A 17114-nucleotide genomic window follows, 5' to 3' on the forward strand; every position below is an offset into this window, starting at 1 on the left:
GGCTTACGATGTCTGATTAATTTCGTCGCTTAATTTATCTTTATCATGCCATAGCTGATTAAGCCATGCCTGAAAGCGATAGCGAAATATCGAATCATTAAAATAGTCACCGATAATCGTGTCATCAATTGGTAGTACACGAGTCCGGATAACCACTTTGGTGAGTCGGCCACAGAGCATTTCATACATGACATTGGATTTGTTGTGGGGGAAAACAATAGTGATATCAACCAAATTAGAAAATAACTCCCCCATCGCTGCTAGCGTAAAAGCCACACCACCAGCCTTGGGAGGAAGCAAATTAGCGTAAGGGCTTTGTAAACGCTGGTGCTTATATGGGGTAAATCGGGTTCCTTCGACAAAGTTAACGATAGTGGTCGGGGTGAGTCTGAACTTCTTACACGCTTTATGTGTTGCTTCAATATCTTTACCTTTCAAGTGAGGATACTTAGCCACAAATTCACGGCTATAGCGTTTCATAAAGGGCATATCCAAGGCCCATGCCCCCATCCCAATAAAAGGTACCCAAAGTAATTCCTGTTTAATAAAAAATTTAGTGGCTGGCATTTTATAGGCTGCAAAACGAGCCAGTAGCATTATGTCCAGCCAACTTACATGGTTCGCCATCATTAAATACCAGCCTTTGCGGTCGAACACACCCTCAGATTGTTCATCCCATTCTATTTTATTGGTGAGCTTGATAAACGCCACACTCACGATACCAAAACCGTGCATGCAGCAATTTAATAACCAGGTTAGTAACTTACGTACAGGTGGTAATGGAATAATGAGTTTAATCAGTCCGAGTACAATAATCAGTGTTGCCCACCAGACCAAGTTGGCAATTTGCAACAACACATTGAGGGGAAACAGGATAAAAACCGGTAAAAAACTAAGCATGCTGTGTCTCTATCCTTGAGTTGTCAATTGCTTCAGGGTACGGTCTTTTTCTAACCATAATTGATTTAACCAAGCCTGGAATTTTTCACGCTGTTCGGCACAATCAAAGTAATCACCTAATAACTGAGGATTAATGGGTAACACATTCACATTAACATTGATTTGTTTAACTTTGCCGCAAACAAAATCCCAAAAACTAGGTACACCACCAGGGTAATGGATGGTTACGTCTAGTAATTTATGGAGTTGATCGCCCATACTATTGAGCACAAAAGCGACGCCGCCAGCACGAGGTTTTAATAAATGCTGGAAATTGGATTGTTGATATTTGTGTTTAGCTGCGGTCCAGCGTGTGCCTTCGACAAAGTTCATAATACTGACTGGTTTAAAACGGAACTTCTCGCAGGCCTTGCGCGTGGTTTCCAAATCTTTGCCCTTAAGGTGCGGGTTTTTAAGTAAAAATTCTTTTTTATAGCGTTTCATAAAAGGGAAATCTAATGCCCACCAAGCTAATCCGAGCACTGGTACCCAGATTAATTCTTTTTTCAGGAAAAACTTTAAAAATGGGATTTTTCGGTTAAAAATGCGTTGAAGTACCAGAATATCCACCCAGGACTGGTGATTGGCAATAACCAAATACCAGTCTTTTGAAGACAGTTTCTGCAACCCATTGACTTCCCATTGGGTGTTACTGGTAATACGTTGAATGACACTATTCACACTGACCCATGCGGTTGCACAAGCATCTAGTATATGCGTGACGCCAGTTTGCCAGAGCTTAATAGGGATTAATTTAAGTAACGAACCTAAGATAATGGGGATAGCCCAAAAAATGGTATTGGTGATGTAAAAAAGCATTGAAATGACACCAATAAAATTATTCAACATATTTATATTGCCTTGTTATCGCTAAGCATCGTATTTTATACCCAAATCACGTGGAAATGCGAGTTTCAGACATTACTTGAAACACCGCCATCAAGTCACTCGGATACTCGATTTTATCTGCCATTTAGCCTATTGAGGGCGAATAATGCGGTGGTCGTTAATAATTACCGGAACAAGCAAATGACAACACAGGAATTTAACTGGCAACGTGCCGTTATTAAAGTCGGCAGTGCGCTTATCGCCCCGCAGGGGGACGGCTGCAAAACAGAGTATTTATTGGCTTTGGCGCGTTTTATTATTCAAAGTCGTGCAAATGGTAAAGAAGTCGTGCTGGTTTCATCCGGTAGTGTCGCTGCAGGGCGTAATGCAATCGGTTTTAATGGGCATACCTCGATTGCTGAAAAGCAGGCGATGGCAGCCGTAGGACAAACCCGAATGATGGCCAATTGGGCCAGACTGTTTGATTTCCCCTGTGCGCAAATTTTACTTACCCATGATGATATTGGTCATCGTCAGCGCTTTTTGAATATCAAAAATACCCTGCGTGAATTGTTAAAAAATGACGTGTTACCCATTATCAACGAAAACGACAGTGTGGTAACCGATGAGCTGAAATTTGGTGACAACGATAACCTGGCGTCGTTAGTCGCGATGGTTGCTGATGCTGAAACCTTGATTATTTGTACTGATGTAGATGGGTTGTATGACGCGGATCCTAAAGTTAATCCACAGGCCAAGTTGATTAAAAAAGTCGAACGGATTGAACCAGCCATTCTGCAGTTGGCGGGAAGCACCCGTTCACTGGTCGGTACTGGCGGTATGCAAAGTAAGCTACAAGCTGCTAATAAAGCCTGTCAGCAGGGGATTCAGACTCTAATTGTTAATGGTCGTAATAGTGATGTTTTCACACAGCTCGGTTTAGGACAAAATCCAGGCACCTTGTTTATGCCGGTCCAATCATTCCGTAAAGCCAAAAAACACTGGTTAAAAAACAGTTTAAAGGCCAAAGGTAAAATAACCGTAGATAGAGGCGCTTATCAGGCCATTACTGGCCGTGGGGCGTCTTTATTGCCCGCTGGTATTAGCGCAGTCGAAGGACGTTTTGATGCAGGAGATGCGGTTGAAATTCGGTTTGAAGACAATCTCTTTGCTATTGGGTTGGCTCTGTATTCTGCGACCGAGTTAAAAAAAATCCGTGGTGAAAAAAGTACCGCAATCGAAACCCTTTTAGGCTATCACAGCCAGGATGTGGCCATTCACCGTGATGATTTAGTGGTGCTCTAATTGCTAGATAAATCGCGCTAATTCAAGGCTATAGCTCAATCTGGTCTGATCTGATAAGGTGGAATGAATTAATCTGAATCGGCCCGTTTTATGTCTGAAAATCGCGTTACCCTAACCATTGAGCAAGGCATAGCCCGCGTTATCCTGAATCGTCCTGAAAAACATAACGCGCTGGATTTGGCGATGTTTACCGCCATTGATAACACCATTAACCAGATTAAAGCGAATCGCACAGTACGTGTGGTGATTGTTGCTGGTGCGGGTAGCAGTTTTTGCTCCGGACTGGATACTAAGTCGGTACTAACTAATAAAACTGGTGCACTAAAATTGTTGTTTAAATGGTTACCGGGTAATGCCAATCTGGCTCAACGAGTGTGTATCGGCTGGCGTCGTTTAAATGTGCCGGTGATTATGGCCTTGCACGGAAAATGTTGGGGAGGGGGGATGCAAATCGCCTTGGGTGGCGATTTTCGTATTACTACTCCAGACTGTTCGCTATCGATCATGGAATCCCGCTGGGGCTTAATTCCGGATATGGGGGGGACGGTAGCACTGCGGGAATGCGTTGCTGCTGATCAGGCCATTAAACTGGCGATGACCAGTGAAATCATCGATCCTAACCAAGCGTTATCCATCGGACTCATTACTCAAGTCGCCACTGATCCGCAGCAAGTAGCGATAGAATTAGCCAAACAACTAGTTGAACGCTCACCGGATACCAATCGGTTAATTAAGCGGGTTTATCATCAAATCTGGTGTCCCCATGAACGGCGTATTCTGGCTAAAGAAACCTTAAATCAAATTAAAATTATTGTCGGTAAAAATCAGCGAATAGCAGTAAAAAGAGCGCAAGGTAATCATGATATTGAATTTAAACTTTGAGGCCAGTTGAGCCCATGAAAGATTGCCCCTGCGTAAATTAATCGTCATTATGCTATTCCTAGTGTGAGCCCGTAGTTTATTGTTTTTTAGCAATAAGTTATCTTGCAAAGAACAAAAAGTGAGCAAACTCCCAATTTATTGCGTACTCTGAATTAAATATAAAATAAAAAGAGTCTAAAAAACCGTGCAACGATTTCTGAGTGAGTTAAAACGGCGCAAAGTCGTGAATTCTTTAGTGGCCTATGTGGGCATTTCCTGGTTAATCCTTCAAGTTGTCGGTGTCGTTAGCAGCATGATTGAAATTAACCCACTAGTGGGGCCGGCTATTTTATTGCTGCTAAGCTGTGGTTTACCGGTGGCGATGTATCTTTCATGGCATTTTGACATTAGCCTGCAAGGCATCAAGCGTACTCCCAGCCTCGATCTGGAACAAAACCCGACAATTAAACCTTTTGGCATATGGAGCTGGATGGGCTTGATGTTTGTCGTACTGGTCAGTGGTTTTATTGGTGTACAGTATTTTAGCTCGATCAAAGATGAGCAGCTAGCCAAACAAGAAGGCTTAAGTCAGATTAAACATGCCGATTCCATTGCCGTGTTGCCCTTTATCGATCAAAGTCCGGAACAAGATCAAGCTTATTTAGCGGTGGGACTGGCAGAAGAACTCACCAGTTTGCTTGGTCGCTCGACCGGGTTCACCGTAACTGCCTCACGCTCCAGCCAAGTGTTAGCAGAAAAAGGTCTGACGCCGGTGGATATAGGTCGTCGATTAAAGGTCCAAACCGTACTTTCCGGCAGTGTGCGTGCCAGCGGAAACCGCCTAAAAATCCAGGTAGAACTGTTGGATACCGAAAACGGTCACACGCTATGGACAGAAAGTTTTTTGCGTGAACTTAAAGATGTTTTTGAATTGCAAAGTGAAATTGGCCGTGCCGTCGTCAATTTATTGCAAGACAAATACCTCGAAGCTGGCACTTTTAAAACCTTTTCATCCACTAACAGTACCGATGCCTATGTCATGTACCTTAAAGGTCGTGAGGAATACCGTAAACAAACTACCGAATCAATGAAAGCCGCTCGCAAACTGTTTGAACAGGCAGTGGCTCTGGATCCGGAATATGCTATGGGCTATGTGGGGCTGGCGGATACGTTAGTGTTGCTGGCTGAAGGAGAAACTCGATTTGGCGTATTAAAAACTGATATCGCCGCGACCTTAGCCCAACAAAATATCGATAAAGCGTTAGTACGGCAGCCGCAAATGGCTGAAGCCTATGCAGTGAATGGCTATATCGGATATATGCAGGATGATTTTGACAGAGCAATAGCTAACTATGATAAAGCCATTCAACTCAACCCCAGTTTAGCCATTGCTTATATGTGGAAGTTTCTTGCACTTAAAGATTTACGGCGTTTTGATGAATCCTTGGTAGTACTCCAGAAAGCGCAATCATTAGACCCACTTTTTTTCACTAGTACTTATAATTTAGGTCTTGCATTGTCACATCGAGGACGTTTTAAAGAGGCGGAAAAGATTTTTAAACAATTACGCTTGGATTATCCTGATTCGCCATTCTCGTATCAGGGACTGGCTGATATTTATTACAGTCAAGGAGATTACGCTGGCGCGATTCGAGAAGGTAAAAAGGCCGTTAGGCTTTCTCCTGATAATGTCGAACTTACAGACAAGTTAATAGGACCCTTATTGGCGCTAGGCTTACCGGAAATTGCTAAAACAATCACCGAGGATCCTAAGTGGGATGTAAATATTTTGATTGCGGAAAAAAAGTATGACGAGTTGTTTAAGAAAATGAATTTTGATGTGGCAGCTAATCCGGATGATTATTGGTTAGCCTTTGAAGCTGGTTGGTATTATGCCATGTTTGGCGATAAGCAAAGGGCCCTAACGCTCATAACTGAAAAAGAAAATCTTCTCCAAGAGTCAGACAAGTTTGCCATGCCGTGGTGTTCACCAGCGATTGAAATAGCGTGGGCGTATAAAGAATTGAGTCATATTAAAGATTATTTAAATTTAGAGTCTAAATGTGATGCGTTATTAGAAGAACAGCGACAGGCGTCGATAAGCTTTTTTGAGGTTGATTATTTAGCAGCGCGTATCTATGCCTTGGAAGGAAAATCTAGCCAAGCGATACAAGCGTTATCAACGTCAATTGATAAAGGTTGGCGAGAGTGGTGGACTAAATATGATCCATTACTTGAAAGTCTTAAAGATCAACCTGAATTTCAAAAACTGATCCAGTTTATTGACGACGATCTGGCACGACAAAGACAAGAAGTAAGAGTCTTATTTACCGATTAGTAATCGTTTATCAACGCTAAAAAAGAGGCGAAATAGTCGCCTCTTACGTGTTTTATATTTAAATATCTTATTTTCTAGTGGCCGCACGTCTTCTTAACATTAACGCTCCCAATCCTAACAAAAAAGTGCCTAATGATGCGGGTGCATTGACTGCATTTGAATCAGGTTCGGAACTGACGGGAAGAATACGTAGTATTTCGGGATCAGAATAAAAGAAAGTGGGTGGGTTACTGCGCTCATCATATTGGTTAATGCCGACCGTGCCACAAATTTCCATAACGGGTTCATTAGGTTGAATGGGCTCTGGGCCAATTTGGCCACCATCAAACCAGATATCCACTGCTTTTTCCCACAAAGTATATGCTCCATTAGGGCCAAAGAACGCATCCCATTCTGGATTAATTTCACAGATATTTTGTAATGTCACAGGATCTCTTGAATCGTCATTTTCCCAAAAGAAAGAACCTTTGGCAGAAGACATACCCACCTTTACGCTGATGCTATAATCACCAGCAAACAAATCAGCTGGACTCGCGGTATCCAGAAATACAGAGCCATTATTCACAGTGCCGGCAAGATTCCATAATCCGCCATTGTCGTTACTTATTTGCCAAGTTACATCGTAGTTTACATCAGGAGTGTCAAAATCCAGACTAAAGAAACCAAAAGTAAACAGGTCTTCACCCTGATTAAATTCCCAGGCACAAGGCTCACCTACGGTAAGGGCTGTTAGCTGTTGGTCAAAGTCGTTTTCTATGGCTGCTATAGCTGCATCATACTCGGCGTCAGATAAATTTTTTGTACTAGGATCGTTTTCAAAAAAAGATAACGCAGAATTTCTTTGTACTTCTAAGTCATCCAGTTGATCTTGTGTGTAGCCAACGACACATTCACTGGGCACCGAACCCAAGCCCCTGCCACCACCACCTACTCCTCTGAAGATGCTGTTAGCACTAAAATTAGCATAGGCCTCGTCGGTTATGCCTACGCTGTTAATGAGGCTATTGTCTACATAATAAAAGGCCTGATCAAAGTTGCTACTATAATCACCTCGTCCAGAGCCTCGACTAAGTACCGCGTTCACGGCTTGGATATATAACAGACTGCTTAAAAATAGTAACGTGGACAGTTTTATTTTATGTGGCATAGCGGTACCTTGGTATTCAATAAAATCAATGGGAGGCACTTGCCATTTGTATAACAAAACGACGGTAAGTGGCGGGAAACACAAGGCAATGATATGCCAAGGTAGCCAATGGAAGTATGCATAAATCAGGCTAAGTATTTTTATTGTTAAAATACAGTTTGTTAGATTGATATACGCTGGTTAGATTTTAGAGTATGTAAAAGAAACTGACAGTTTTATGCGGGTTATCTGCATAGTTTTGTTTAGTGTTATTCGCTTGGGACTATTAATTTGTAAGCCATTATTTTTATTTTGGACTCACACTGACGCCATTTTTTATTGATGCCATTGGGAAGCTCAGTGACGATGGTATTACATTGCTCATCGGTTAAATTCAGTTTCTAAAATTGTCATCCCTCCAACGCAAAAAATGAACGGAACAATTGTTTGAAAAGTGAACATTGTTCTAGTCCTTTTCTATTTAATTGTGTAATTATTGTACTGACATTTAATGGTTGTCGGTTTTCCTGAATGCCATTCGACAATAATAAAAAATGGAATGAAGTGTGAATAATAAAAGTGAATTATTGCAGCAGTTACAGATAGATCGAAGTGAAGCACCAGCCGCATCCGGAATTAAAATTTGGCAGGCCATTTTGCTGGCGCTGGTTTGTTCTGCCTTGGCGGTGTGGTTAACCCTAACCTTTGCGTCTGAGCCAGACAACGCGGCTGCGCAAACCGCTAAGGTCAGTGCTTCTAACTCGTCAGCTAATCATATCGCGACAGTAAGTAATCAACCCACATCGGCTACCGCAGTTAAAACCAATGACAATAACGCCATTTTAAATTCATCCGGTTATATCACTGCGCGGCGCATGGCAACAGTGTCGGCTGAGATTATGGGGCTGATTAAAGAGGTCGATGTCGAAGAAGGCATGGCGGTGGGCGAAGGCCAAATTCTGGCAAAACTAGACGATACACTGGCCAAAGCCAATCTGGATTTTGCCAGTGCACAAATAGGCGTGTTACAGGCGCGTCGTGAAGCGACTGAGGCAAATTTACGAGAAGCCAAACGTAACCAAACCCGCATGACCACTAATACATTTTCCAGCGAAGCGGATATCACCCGTTCACAAACTGAAGTACAAAGCCTGACCGCCAATCTGAAGAGTATCGAAGCGGATATTAAAGTGGCCCAGATTGAAGTGCGTCGCCAGCAAGAAAGACTGGATGATCACACCATTCGTGCCCCTTTTGCCGGTGTAGTAACGGTTAAAAATGCCCAGCCAGGCGAGATTGTCGCACCTGCTTCGGCGGGCGGTGGATTTACCCGAACCGGTATTTGCACCATTGTGGATATGCAGTCACTGGAAATCGAAGTGGATGTGAATGAGTCCTTTATTGGGCGAGTAAAACCCGGTCAGAAGGTGGAAGCCAATCTGGAAGCTTATCCGGACTGGACTATTCCGGCATCAGTGATTGCGATTATCCCTACTGCCGATCGTGCCAAGGCCACCGTTCAGGTCAGAATAAAAATAGAACTACAGGATGAGCGGATCCTGCCTGATATGGGCGTAAAAGTCGCCTTTCTAAAATAGTGAATCAACAGGAAAATAACATGAGTGATGAGAGTTTATTTGTACTTAAAAATGTTGCCAAGCGCTTCAATAAAGGCAAAGAGACCATCAGTATTTTTGATGATTTAAATATGACCATCAAAAAAGGCGACTTTTTGGCCATTATGGGGCCTTCTGGATCCGGTAAAACCACCTTATTAAATCTGCTTGGCGGCGTGGACCAACCTACTTCCGGTGAAATTACTTTTGACAATAGTCGGGTGGATAAACTTAAAGAAGGGCAACTGGCAAAGTGGCGTGCCAACAATATTGGCTTTATCTTCCAGTTTTACAATCTGATGCCCATGCTCAATGCGGCTCGAAATGTCGAATTGCCATTATTGTTAACCAATTTGAGCAGCAAAGATCGTAAACAGCGAGTCGAGACTGCCTTGCAGCTGGTGGGATTGGGAGACAGGGCTAAACATATGCCTGGCGAGATGTCCGGTGGCCAACAGCAGCGGGTGGCAATTGCCCGTGCGGTGGTATCCGATCCGAAGTTATTGTTGTGTGATGAACCTACCGGGGATCTGGATCGTAAAACTGCCGACGAAATTCTGGAAATGCTGCAATTGCTTAACCGTGAGTTTGGCAAAACCATCGTGATGGTCACGCACGATCCATCAGCAGCTAAATTTGCTACACATACTCTGCATTTGGATAAAGGTCAGTTTGTGCAGGAAGGGGAGCAACATGAATGATCTTTATCTTATTTTAAAAAATTTGACCCGAAAAAAAATGCGGCTGTTTTTAACCAGCTTTGCCATTTTTATCGCTTTTCTTATCTTCGGTGCGATTATGGCATTGCGTGGCGCGCTGAATTCCGGCGTTGAAATGTCAGCTGATAACCGACTGGTTGTGGTGAATAAGATCAACTTTACCCAGCCGTTGCCCTATGCCTATGTGAATAAAGTAAAAAATATCGAAGGGGTGAAAGATGTTACCCATGCCAACTGGTTTGGTGGCTATTATCAGGAGCCGGCTAATCAGGTCGTCACTATGGCGGTAGATCCTGAGACTTACTTTGATGTGTACAGTGAGCTAATCGTCGATCCGGTTCAAAAACAAGCTTGGTTAAATGACCGTAGTGGAATGCTGGTGGGAGAACGCACAGCCAAGTCAAACAACTGGAAAGTAGGCGACCGCATTCCAATCTCGTCGAATATCTTTTCTAAAAAGGATGGTGGTCACACTTGGGAGATGGTAGTGGATGGTATTTTTACCGGCGCTGATGCTCAAACCGATACCGGGTATATTTTGTTTCATTACAAATACTTCATGGAAACCCAATCCTGGGGGGGAGACTATTTGGGGTGGCTAGTGTTAACCACTACCGATCCAGCACTGAATGAGCAAGTGGCCAAAGCCATTGACGAGCGATTTGCCAACTCATCTGCTGAAACCGATACCAGTACCGAAAAGGCGTTTAACAAAGCGTTTATCGAGCAAATTGGTAATATAGGACTGATTATTTTCGGGGTGGTGTTTATGGCCTTTTTCACCATATTGATTGTGGTAGGCAACACCATGGTACTGGCCATCCGCGAGCGTACCGGCGAAATTGCGGTATTGAAAACATTGGGATTTTCGTCAATGCGTATTTTTAAAATGGTATTGCTGGAGTCCTGTTTATTATCCTTTTTAGGTGGATTATTGGGCGTGGCGGCTGCATATATCTTGATTCAATATGCCTCTGATTATGTTGCCCGCTTCCTGCCAAATCTGGTACTGGATCAGGGCATTTTTATTCAGGCATTATTTTATATGCTGTTGCTAGGGTTGGTTACCGGCATTATTCCGGCCGTTAACGCACTACGTCTGAATATTGTTACTGCGTTTAACAGGGGGTCATGATGAGTACATTAATTTCTCAAAGTGTGGCGGTGGTAGCAATGAACATTCGCAGTTTGCCACGCAGGCTATGGATGTCATTGGCAATGGTGTTAGCCAGCGCGGTCGTTGTGGCAATTTTACTTGCTTTTTTGGCCATGGCGAAAGGCTTTGAAGCGACGATGGACAGCGCGGGCTCCCCTGATGTGGCCTTTTTTATGCGGGCAGGTTCGGCAGCAGAACTCAACAGTTCTGTAATGCGAGATCAGGTAAGCTTGATTGAAACCGCTCCGGGGATTGCCAAAGACGAACAGGGGGTAATCGTATCTCCAGAGCTTTACGTTATTGTTGACGGGGTGAAAAAAAGTTCTGGCACTGAAGCTAATATTCCGTTGCGAGGGTTGGATAGTCGTGGTGTCAGTATGCGCAAAAACTTCAGTTTAGTTGAGGGCAGAATGTTTACCCCAGGCACCAACGAATTGGTGGTAGGCGAAGGTGTTTTACGGCAATTTTCAGGTTTTGAACTGGGGCAGGAAATAAACTCTGGTAAAAATAGCTGGAAAGTCGTGGGCGTATTTTCAACCGGCGGCAATGTATTCGAAAGTGAATTATGGGCAGATGCCAAGGTGATCCAAAATTTGTATAACCGTGGCAGCAGTTATCAGACCGTGCGAGCGAAAATGGATTCAAATTCTAGTCTGGAGCAGATTAAGGCTTATGTCGAAAATGATCCACGTCTTAATTTGGATGTACAAACTGAAGCAGAATATTTCTCTGCGCAGGGCTCCAGCTTAAGTTATATGGCCATTTTCGGGCGGGTGATCAGCACTATCATGGCATTAGGAGCATTGGCCGGTGCGTTAAATACCATGTATACCTCAGTGTCAGATCGTTCTAAAGAAATTGCCACATTGCGGGCTATTGGCTTTAGCCATGTGTCAGCATTTGTCGGCACCATGGTTGAGGCCATGGTATTGGCCGCTGTAGGAGGATTGGTAGGCTCATTGGCCGCGTACTTTTTCTTTGATGGACTAAATGCCTCAACTTTGGGAGGCAGCTTTACTCAAGTGGTCTTTAGCTTTCGCCTTACTGCAGAGTTGCTCTGGCAAGGTGCCATATTGGCGTTAATTATTGGTTTTATCAGTGGCGTATTTCCGGCTTGGCGAGCTGCACGAACACCGGTGATTGTGGCGTTTCAATCGGGTCATTGAAAACAATATAACGCAGTAAGTCAGGGAGCTTCGGCTCCCTTTTTAGTCATGCAGGATTACTTCAGTTACGAATACAGGTAAACTCCCGCCCCATCGTATGCGCAATTGGAGACGGAACTTGAAAAATTGGATTAACTGGAAAGGTGTTTTGCTCGGCGTTGTGGTGACCATTGCGATGTTAGTGGCGATTAATGCAACGGCACTCATGCGTTTTTATTCTGTTGTCACCTTGTACGACAAAGATAAAATTGTCGAAAACTTTCAGCATATGCCAGCACTGTTTAATGCGACCGAAGTACACCCCTCAACTCAGCCAAATCCTTTACCCAAAGCGATTAAACCCTTGCCGCAGAGTTTTGAATTTGAAGGTGAGTCGATCAATACCGCTGAGTTTTTAGCTTCCAATAACACCACCGGTTTATTGGTGTTAAAAGATGGTGTGATTGTGAGTGAGAACTATTATCTGGGGCATAGTGAAAATGGCCAGCATATTTCTTTTTCGGTTGCTAAATCTTTTATCTCAGCCTTATTGGGTATAGCCATTGATGAAGGGTATATCGATAGTATTGAACAAACGGTTACGGATTATGTTCCAGAGTTAAAAGGTTCCGGATATGACGGTGTGCGGATTAAAGATGTGCTGCAAATGTCTTCTGGCGTGCGTTTTAATGAAGACTATGGGGATTTTGATTCCGATATTAATCGTTTTTCCCGTACGGTCGCGTTAGGTCAATCGTTTGATGACTTCACCGCAACGCTGGAGCGTGAAAGAGAGCCCGGGACTTATCATCATTATGTGAGTATCGATACCCAAGTACTCGGCATGATTATCACCCGGGCTACTGGTCAGTCATTAACGCATTATTTGCAGGAAAAAATCTGGCAACCGCTGGGAATGGAGCATGCAGCGTATTGGTTGGCCGATGACACCGGCATGGAACTGGCGTTGGGCGGCTTGAACGTGTCGTTGCGCGATTATGCCCGCTTTGGTCAGTTGTATTTACATCAGGGCCAGCATCAGGGTAAACAAATTGTACCGCAGCATTGGGTGGTGGACTCAGTTACGCCGGATGCCCCCCATTTAATGCCGGGTAAAAATAATCCAGCCTCGGATACCGAGTCGGGTTATGGCTATCAATGGTGGATCCCGAATGACGGAAATGGTGAGTTTCAGGCTCAGGGCATTTATGGGCAGTATATTTTTGTCGATCCGAATAATAATACTGTGATCGTGAAAAACTCGGCCAATCATTTATATAATGATCAGTCGTACCAATGGTCAGCCAAACATCAGGCGATGTTTCGACAAATCAGTCAACACTATAGTCAATCGTTTTAATTTCCCCCTCGGTTGAGGGGAGTGCTCAGGAGTTTCAGTGATAGGTGAAATTGCCGCGTTAAGTACGGCGCTTTGTTGGGCAATCGCTGCCCGTATGTTTAGGTTATTAGGGGCGAGCTTTTCGCCATTGTCCTTAAATTTGTGGAAGGGACTAGTGGCGTTGGTCATCCTGATCCCGGTTACCACTTATATCTATCCGGATGTGAGTTTGTCGCAAACTCACATTATCTGGTTATTGGTCAGTGGTGCTATTGGTATCGGGCTGGGGGACACATTTTTCTTTCAATCGTTAAACAAGATTGGTGATAGTCAGTCTATTTTGGTGGTAGAAACCTTAGCCCCCGTATTTACCGCACTATTAGCCATGGCTTGGATTGCCGAGTGGTTAACCTGGCAGCAATGGGTTGGTATCGCGGTGGTCATTTTAGCGGTGGATATGGTGGTTAAAATACAAAAGCGTCAGCAAATCGAAGCCTTTGAATTAACCGCGTATGGTTATGCGGCATTAGCTGCGTTATGTCAGGCGTTAGGGGCGGTGATCAGTCGTGACATTTTAACCCAAACCCACGCCGATCCGGCTAATACCAGTCAGGTCAGGCTGGCAGGTGGGTTGGCTATTATTGTTTTACTGATGCTAGTTAAACGTACTCGCTGGCTACCCAAAATGGAACGGCCCAAACAAACATTAATGTTATTCGCCGGTGCCACACTAATTGGTACCTTTGCCGCGTTATACCTGCAAATGCTGGCTTTTACCTACACCAAAGCGGCTATTGTGCAAACCCTATTTGCCACCAGTGTGATTTTATCTTTGGTGGTGGCTAAAGTACTGGGCGAAAAAGTGAATGGTAAAACCGCTATCTGGTCAGTGGTGGCCTTGTTTGGTGTTGCAGTAATGGTGATCAGTTAATAGCCGCGAGCGTCGAGCAACGAGTTGCGAGCTAAAAAATTAAAAACATTCACCCTTCACCGGCTTTTAAGTCGGTATGGATTAATCTTATCTGTATTTAGCTCGCGGCTCGAAGCTCGCCACTCGACGCTTTATTTTATTTTTTTTTTGCGGTTGAACTATTTGCCGGTTTTATCGACATTATTCTTGTATCCAGTCGATATTTTATATAAACTTCGCGCCCTTAATTCAGCCTACACCCTTTTTTAGTTCCTTGTCTCAAACAGTGATGGCTGAGCTGTACGAGGCTACAACCGTAAGGAGCAACGATGCGTCATTACGAAATCGTGTTCATGGTTCACCCTGATCAGAGTGAACAAGTTCCAGGTATGATCGAGCGTTATACTGAAATCCTCAAAAAAGATGATGGAAAAATTCATCGTCTGGAAGATTGGGGCCGTCGTCAATTGGCTTACCCAATCGATAAAATTCATAAAGCGCATTACGTGCTAATCAATGCTGAAGCGACTGCTGAAGCCGTTGAAGAGCTAGAAACTGCGTTCCGTTTTAACGATGTAATCCTGCGTAATCTAGTTATGCGTACCAAAGGTGCGGTAACTGAAGCTTCTCCAATGGCTAAAGAAAACGCACGTGAAGATCGTCGTGAAAAGCGTGAAGAGAAGCCTGTAGCTGAAGAAGCTGAAGCTTCATCTGACGAATAATTTAGAGGAGAATCATAATGTCTCGTTTTTTCAGACGTCGTAAATTCTGCCGCTTCACTGCTGAAGACGTGCAAGAAATTGATTATAAAGATACTGCGGTACTTAAAAATTACATCACTGAAAGTGGTAAAATTGTACCTAGCCGTATTACTGGCACCCGTGCTAAATATCAGCGTCAGTTGTCAACTGCTATTAAGCGTGCGCGCTTCTTGGCTTTGTTGCCTTACACTGATTCACATAAATAATTGTTGGCGAATAGAGAAGAGGTAGCAAGATGAATATCATTCTACTAGACAAAGTCGCCAACTTAGGCGGTTTGGGTGATCAAGTCACTGTAAAATCTGGTTACGCACGTAACTTCCTTTTCCCACAAGGAAAAGCGGTTCCTGCAACCAAAGATAATGTTGAAAAATTTGAACAACGTCGCGCTGAATTAGAAGCAAAAATTGCTGATAAATTAGCTGCCGCTGAAGCTCGTGCTGCTAAAATTGCAGAATTGGCTGAAGTGACCATCGCTGCCCCTGCGGGTGACGAAGGTAAATTGTTCGGTTCAATCGGTACTCGCGATGTGGCTGATGCCATTAGTGCTGCCGGTGTTGAAATTGCTAAATCAGAAGTGAAAATGCCTAACGGAACTATCCGTGAAACGGGTACTCACGCTCTGGATTTACAATTGCATTCAGACGTTATCGCAACAATCAATGTTGTGGTTATCGCTGAAGCCTAATTCGACTTATCGAATCTGATTGCTAAAACCTCCTTCGGGAGGTTTTTTTATGTCTCCGGTAAATAGCGTCCTACTAATAAGGCTGATGCGCTGGTTATGGCAAAGCCGATAAAGACAGCCACAAGAGAGAAATGCGCAATAAGCGCCCCCCCTAATCCTACCAATAACAACATGACACCTATAACGGTATTGCTCACCGACACATAATCGGTGCGTTTGTTGCCTTGTGCTAAATCAACCAGATAGGTCTTGCGTCCCAGCCTGACACCTTGATGAGTAACTGAAATTAGAAAAAATAATCCCATTAAAATCCAGAGGCTATATTGGGGTTCAAAATAACGGGTGAGCGCTGCGACAAGACACAGGGCGGTGGTAAGCGCAGCGGTTAATAATAATACTCGTCGGCTGGACTGATCTGCTAACTTACCCCAGATCCCCCCGCTGATAAAACTGGCAAAGCCAGCAATACTCATAAATATTCCAAGATTTATTATGGAATTATCATGGCTAAGTTGTTGGGCCAAAATAATAAAATATGGAGTGGTGAGTCCCGAACTCATCAGTAAACAGCGCACTAATACAAAGCGCCTGAATGGGATATCATCCTTAAGTAGCGTTAAACTTTTTAGTGCATGCAAAAACGCATTGCTACCGCCATCGGTTGCTCCGGGATACTCATCTAGCCGCCAGTAGTGTGCAGCGGCAATGACCCAGCATAATGCTCCTCCAAGCAATAAAAGATGGTTACTTTGTTGCAGGTTAATATCCCACATCAACATGATACCCACAGCGATACTAATTAATCCGGCTGCACTGGCGCTGTAGCCAGTTAAACGCCCTCGCCGTTGTTTAGGGATGGTTTTACCCAATACATCTTTGGATGCAACAGAACAGACTCCACGGGCCAGACTAAAAATAATAAGCAACGCCAAGATCGATAATCCTGCCTCCATCTTGGATAAACTTAAGGTCACCCAAGCCATGCCGGCTACGCTTAGACCCTGAACAATACAGCCAAACACAAAAAAGGTTTTACGAATGGCAAATCGGCGTATGACTCCCCCCACAATTAATTGCGGGATCAGTGAGCCAGATTCGCGCACAGGAACGAGTAATCCGCTTAAAAATACTGGTGCGCCAACACTGTTCATCACCCAGGGCAACACGACTTTGGTACTCGTTAAGGCATCGCCTAATTTGGTAAAAAACTGGGTGATCAGGATCAAGAAAAAATTACCCGGTACTACATTGCATGCATCATGACTAATTTCTTTACAAATACGGGCATCTTCTTCATCGGCTAAATACTGATAGAGATGGTCAACTTTTTCGGACATAGACAGCTTGTTAAGTTCTGTTTAGAGTACCTCATTGTGCAAATTT

16 protein-coding genes are annotated in these 17114 nt (G+C 43.8%); 12 read left to right on the plus strand and 4 right to left on the minus strand.

What is annotated here, in order from left to right:
- Positions 1-3: 3 nt before the first annotated feature.
- The gene (locus ACTD55_RS13255; protein WP_438864817.1) at positions 4-900 is read right to left on the minus strand and encodes an acyltransferase; all 897 of its coding nucleotides are present in this window, start codon (positions 898-900) and stop codon (positions 4-6) included.
- Between the two features lie 9 nt (positions 901-909).
- Complete coding sequence (locus ACTD55_RS13260; RefSeq protein ID WP_438864818.1) at positions 910-1788, minus strand: acyltransferase; 879 nt, start codon at positions 1786-1788, stop codon at positions 910-912.
- A 180-nt stretch (positions 1789-1968) separates the two neighbouring features.
- On the opposite strand from ACTD55_RS13260, the gene proB reads away from it, so the two are divergent.
- The 3 genes from proB (at position 1969) to ACTD55_RS13275 (ending at position 6271) form a co-directional block, all read left to right on the plus strand.
- On the plus strand, positions 1969-3072 hold the full coding sequence (proB, locus tag ACTD55_RS13265; protein WP_438864819.1) for a glutamate 5-kinase: 1104 nt from the start codon (positions 1969-1971) through the stop codon (positions 3070-3072).
- A 90-nt stretch (positions 3073-3162) separates the two neighbouring features.
- On the plus strand, positions 3163-3954 hold the full coding sequence (locus ACTD55_RS13270; RefSeq protein WP_438864820.1) for a crotonase/enoyl-CoA hydratase family protein: 792 nt from the start codon (positions 3163-3165) through the stop codon (positions 3952-3954).
- Between the two features lie 184 nt (positions 3955-4138).
- Positions 4139-6271, plus strand: a complete 2133-nt coding sequence (locus tag ACTD55_RS13275) for a tetratricopeptide repeat protein (protein WP_438864821.1) — start codon at positions 4139-4141, stop codon at positions 6269-6271.
- Between the two features lie 67 nt (positions 6272-6338).
- Here ACTD55_RS13275 and ACTD55_RS13280 read toward each other — a convergent pair whose 3' ends face one another.
- A complete protein-coding gene (locus ACTD55_RS13280) occupies positions 6339-7418 on the minus strand; it encodes a hypothetical protein (protein WP_438864822.1) in 1080 nt (359 codons plus the stop codon).
- Positions 7419-7963: 545 nt separating this feature from the next.
- Here ACTD55_RS13280 and ACTD55_RS13285 point away from each other — a divergent pair.
- The 9 genes from ACTD55_RS13285 to rplI all read left to right on the plus strand — a co-directional run bounded on the left by ACTD55_RS13285 (position 7964) and on the right by rplI (position 15731).
- Positions 7964-8995, plus strand: a complete 1032-nt coding sequence (locus tag ACTD55_RS13285; RefSeq protein ID WP_438864823.1) for an efflux RND transporter periplasmic adaptor subunit — start codon at positions 7964-7966, stop codon at positions 8993-8995.
- A gap of 20 nt (positions 8996-9015) precedes the next feature.
- On the plus strand, positions 9016-9714 hold the full coding sequence (locus ACTD55_RS13290) for an ABC transporter ATP-binding protein (RefSeq protein ID WP_438864824.1): 699 nt from the start codon (positions 9016-9018) through the stop codon (positions 9712-9714).
- Entirely contained in the window at positions 9707-10867 is a 1161-nt protein-coding gene (locus ACTD55_RS13295; protein ID WP_438864825.1) for an ABC transporter permease, read from the plus strand. The genes ACTD55_RS13290 and ACTD55_RS13295 overlap by 8 nt, the downstream gene beginning before the upstream one ends.
- A complete protein-coding gene (locus tag ACTD55_RS13300) occupies positions 10867-12054 on the plus strand; it encodes an ABC transporter permease (RefSeq protein ID WP_438864826.1) in 1188 nt (395 codons plus the stop codon). Before ACTD55_RS13295 ends, ACTD55_RS13300 begins: the two co-directional genes overlap by 1 nt.
- Positions 12055-12172: 118 nt before the next feature.
- The gene (locus tag ACTD55_RS13305) at positions 12173-13393 is read left to right on the plus strand and encodes a serine hydrolase domain-containing protein (protein WP_438864827.1); all 1221 of its coding nucleotides are present in this window, start codon (positions 12173-12175) and stop codon (positions 13391-13393) included.
- Between the two features lie 37 nt (positions 13394-13430).
- Positions 13431-14303: an EamA family transporter gene (locus ACTD55_RS13310; RefSeq protein WP_438864828.1), complete on the plus strand. Its 873-nt coding sequence runs from the start codon at positions 13431-13433 to the stop codon at positions 14301-14303.
- Positions 14304-14611: 308 nt separating this feature from the next.
- A complete protein-coding gene (gene rpsF / locus ACTD55_RS13315; protein WP_438864829.1) occupies positions 14612-15004 on the plus strand; it encodes a 30S ribosomal protein S6 in 393 nt (130 codons plus the stop codon).
- 17 nt (positions 15005-15021) lie between these two features.
- Complete coding sequence (gene rpsR / locus ACTD55_RS13320; protein WP_186507365.1) at positions 15022-15249, plus strand: 30S ribosomal protein S18; 228 nt, start codon at positions 15022-15024, stop codon at positions 15247-15249.
- 29 nt (positions 15250-15278) lie between these two features.
- Complete coding sequence (gene rplI, locus ACTD55_RS13325) at positions 15279-15731, plus strand: 50S ribosomal protein L9 (RefSeq protein WP_438864830.1); 453 nt, start codon at positions 15279-15281, stop codon at positions 15729-15731.
- 47 nt (positions 15732-15778) lie between these two features.
- On the opposite strand, the gene ACTD55_RS13330 is transcribed toward rplI, so the two are convergent.
- Positions 15779-17068 carry an MFS transporter gene (locus ACTD55_RS13330; RefSeq protein ID WP_438864831.1) on the minus strand — a complete coding sequence of 430 codons (1290 nt, stop codon included), beginning with the start codon at positions 17066-17068 and terminating at the stop codon, positions 15779-15781.
- Positions 17069-17114 lie beyond the last annotated feature (46 nt).

Origin of the sequence: Neptunicella sp., assembly GCF_048268085.1 — a bacterium.
Taxonomy (GTDB): domain Bacteria; phylum Pseudomonadota; class Gammaproteobacteria; order Enterobacterales; family Alteromonadaceae; genus Neptunicella.

Coding starts and splice junctions, on each gene's coding strand:
- ACTD55_RS13255 (WP_438864817.1), bottom strand. CDS start 900: ATGCTTAGTTTTTTACCGGTTTTTATCCTGTTTCCCCTCAATGTGTTG.
- ACTD55_RS13260 (WP_438864818.1), bottom strand. CDS start 1,788: ATGTTGAATAATTTTATTGGTGTCATTTCAATGCTTTTTTACATCACC.
- proB (WP_438864819.1), top strand. CDS start 1,969: ATGACAACACAGGAATTTAACTGGCAACGTGCCGTTATTAAAGTCGGC.
- ACTD55_RS13270 (WP_438864820.1), top strand. CDS start 3,163: ATGTCTGAAAATCGCGTTACCCTAACCATTGAGCAAGGCATAGCCCGC.
- ACTD55_RS13280 (WP_438864822.1), bottom strand. CDS start 7,418: ATGCCACATAAAATAAAACTGTCCACGTTACTATTTTTAAGCAGTCTG.
- ACTD55_RS13290 (WP_438864824.1), top strand. CDS start 9,016: ATGAGTGATGAGAGTTTATTTGTACTTAAAAATGTTGCCAAGCGCTTC.
- ACTD55_RS13295 (WP_438864825.1), top strand. CDS start 9,707: ATGAATGATCTTTATCTTATTTTAAAAAATTTGACCCGAAAAAAAATG.
- ACTD55_RS13300 (WP_438864826.1), top strand. CDS start 10,867: ATGAGTACATTAATTTCTCAAAGTGTGGCGGTGGTAGCAATGAACATT.
- rpsF (WP_438864829.1), top strand. CDS start 14,612: ATGCGTCATTACGAAATCGTGTTCATGGTTCACCCTGATCAGAGTGAA.
- rpsR (WP_186507365.1), top strand. CDS start 15,022: ATGTCTCGTTTTTTCAGACGTCGTAAATTCTGCCGCTTCACTGCTGAA.
- rplI (WP_438864830.1), top strand. CDS start 15,279: ATGAATATCATTCTACTAGACAAAGTCGCCAACTTAGGCGGTTTGGGT.
- ACTD55_RS13330 (WP_438864831.1), bottom strand. CDS start 17,068: ATGTCCGAAAAAGTTGACCATCTCTATCAGTATTTAGCCGATGAAGAA.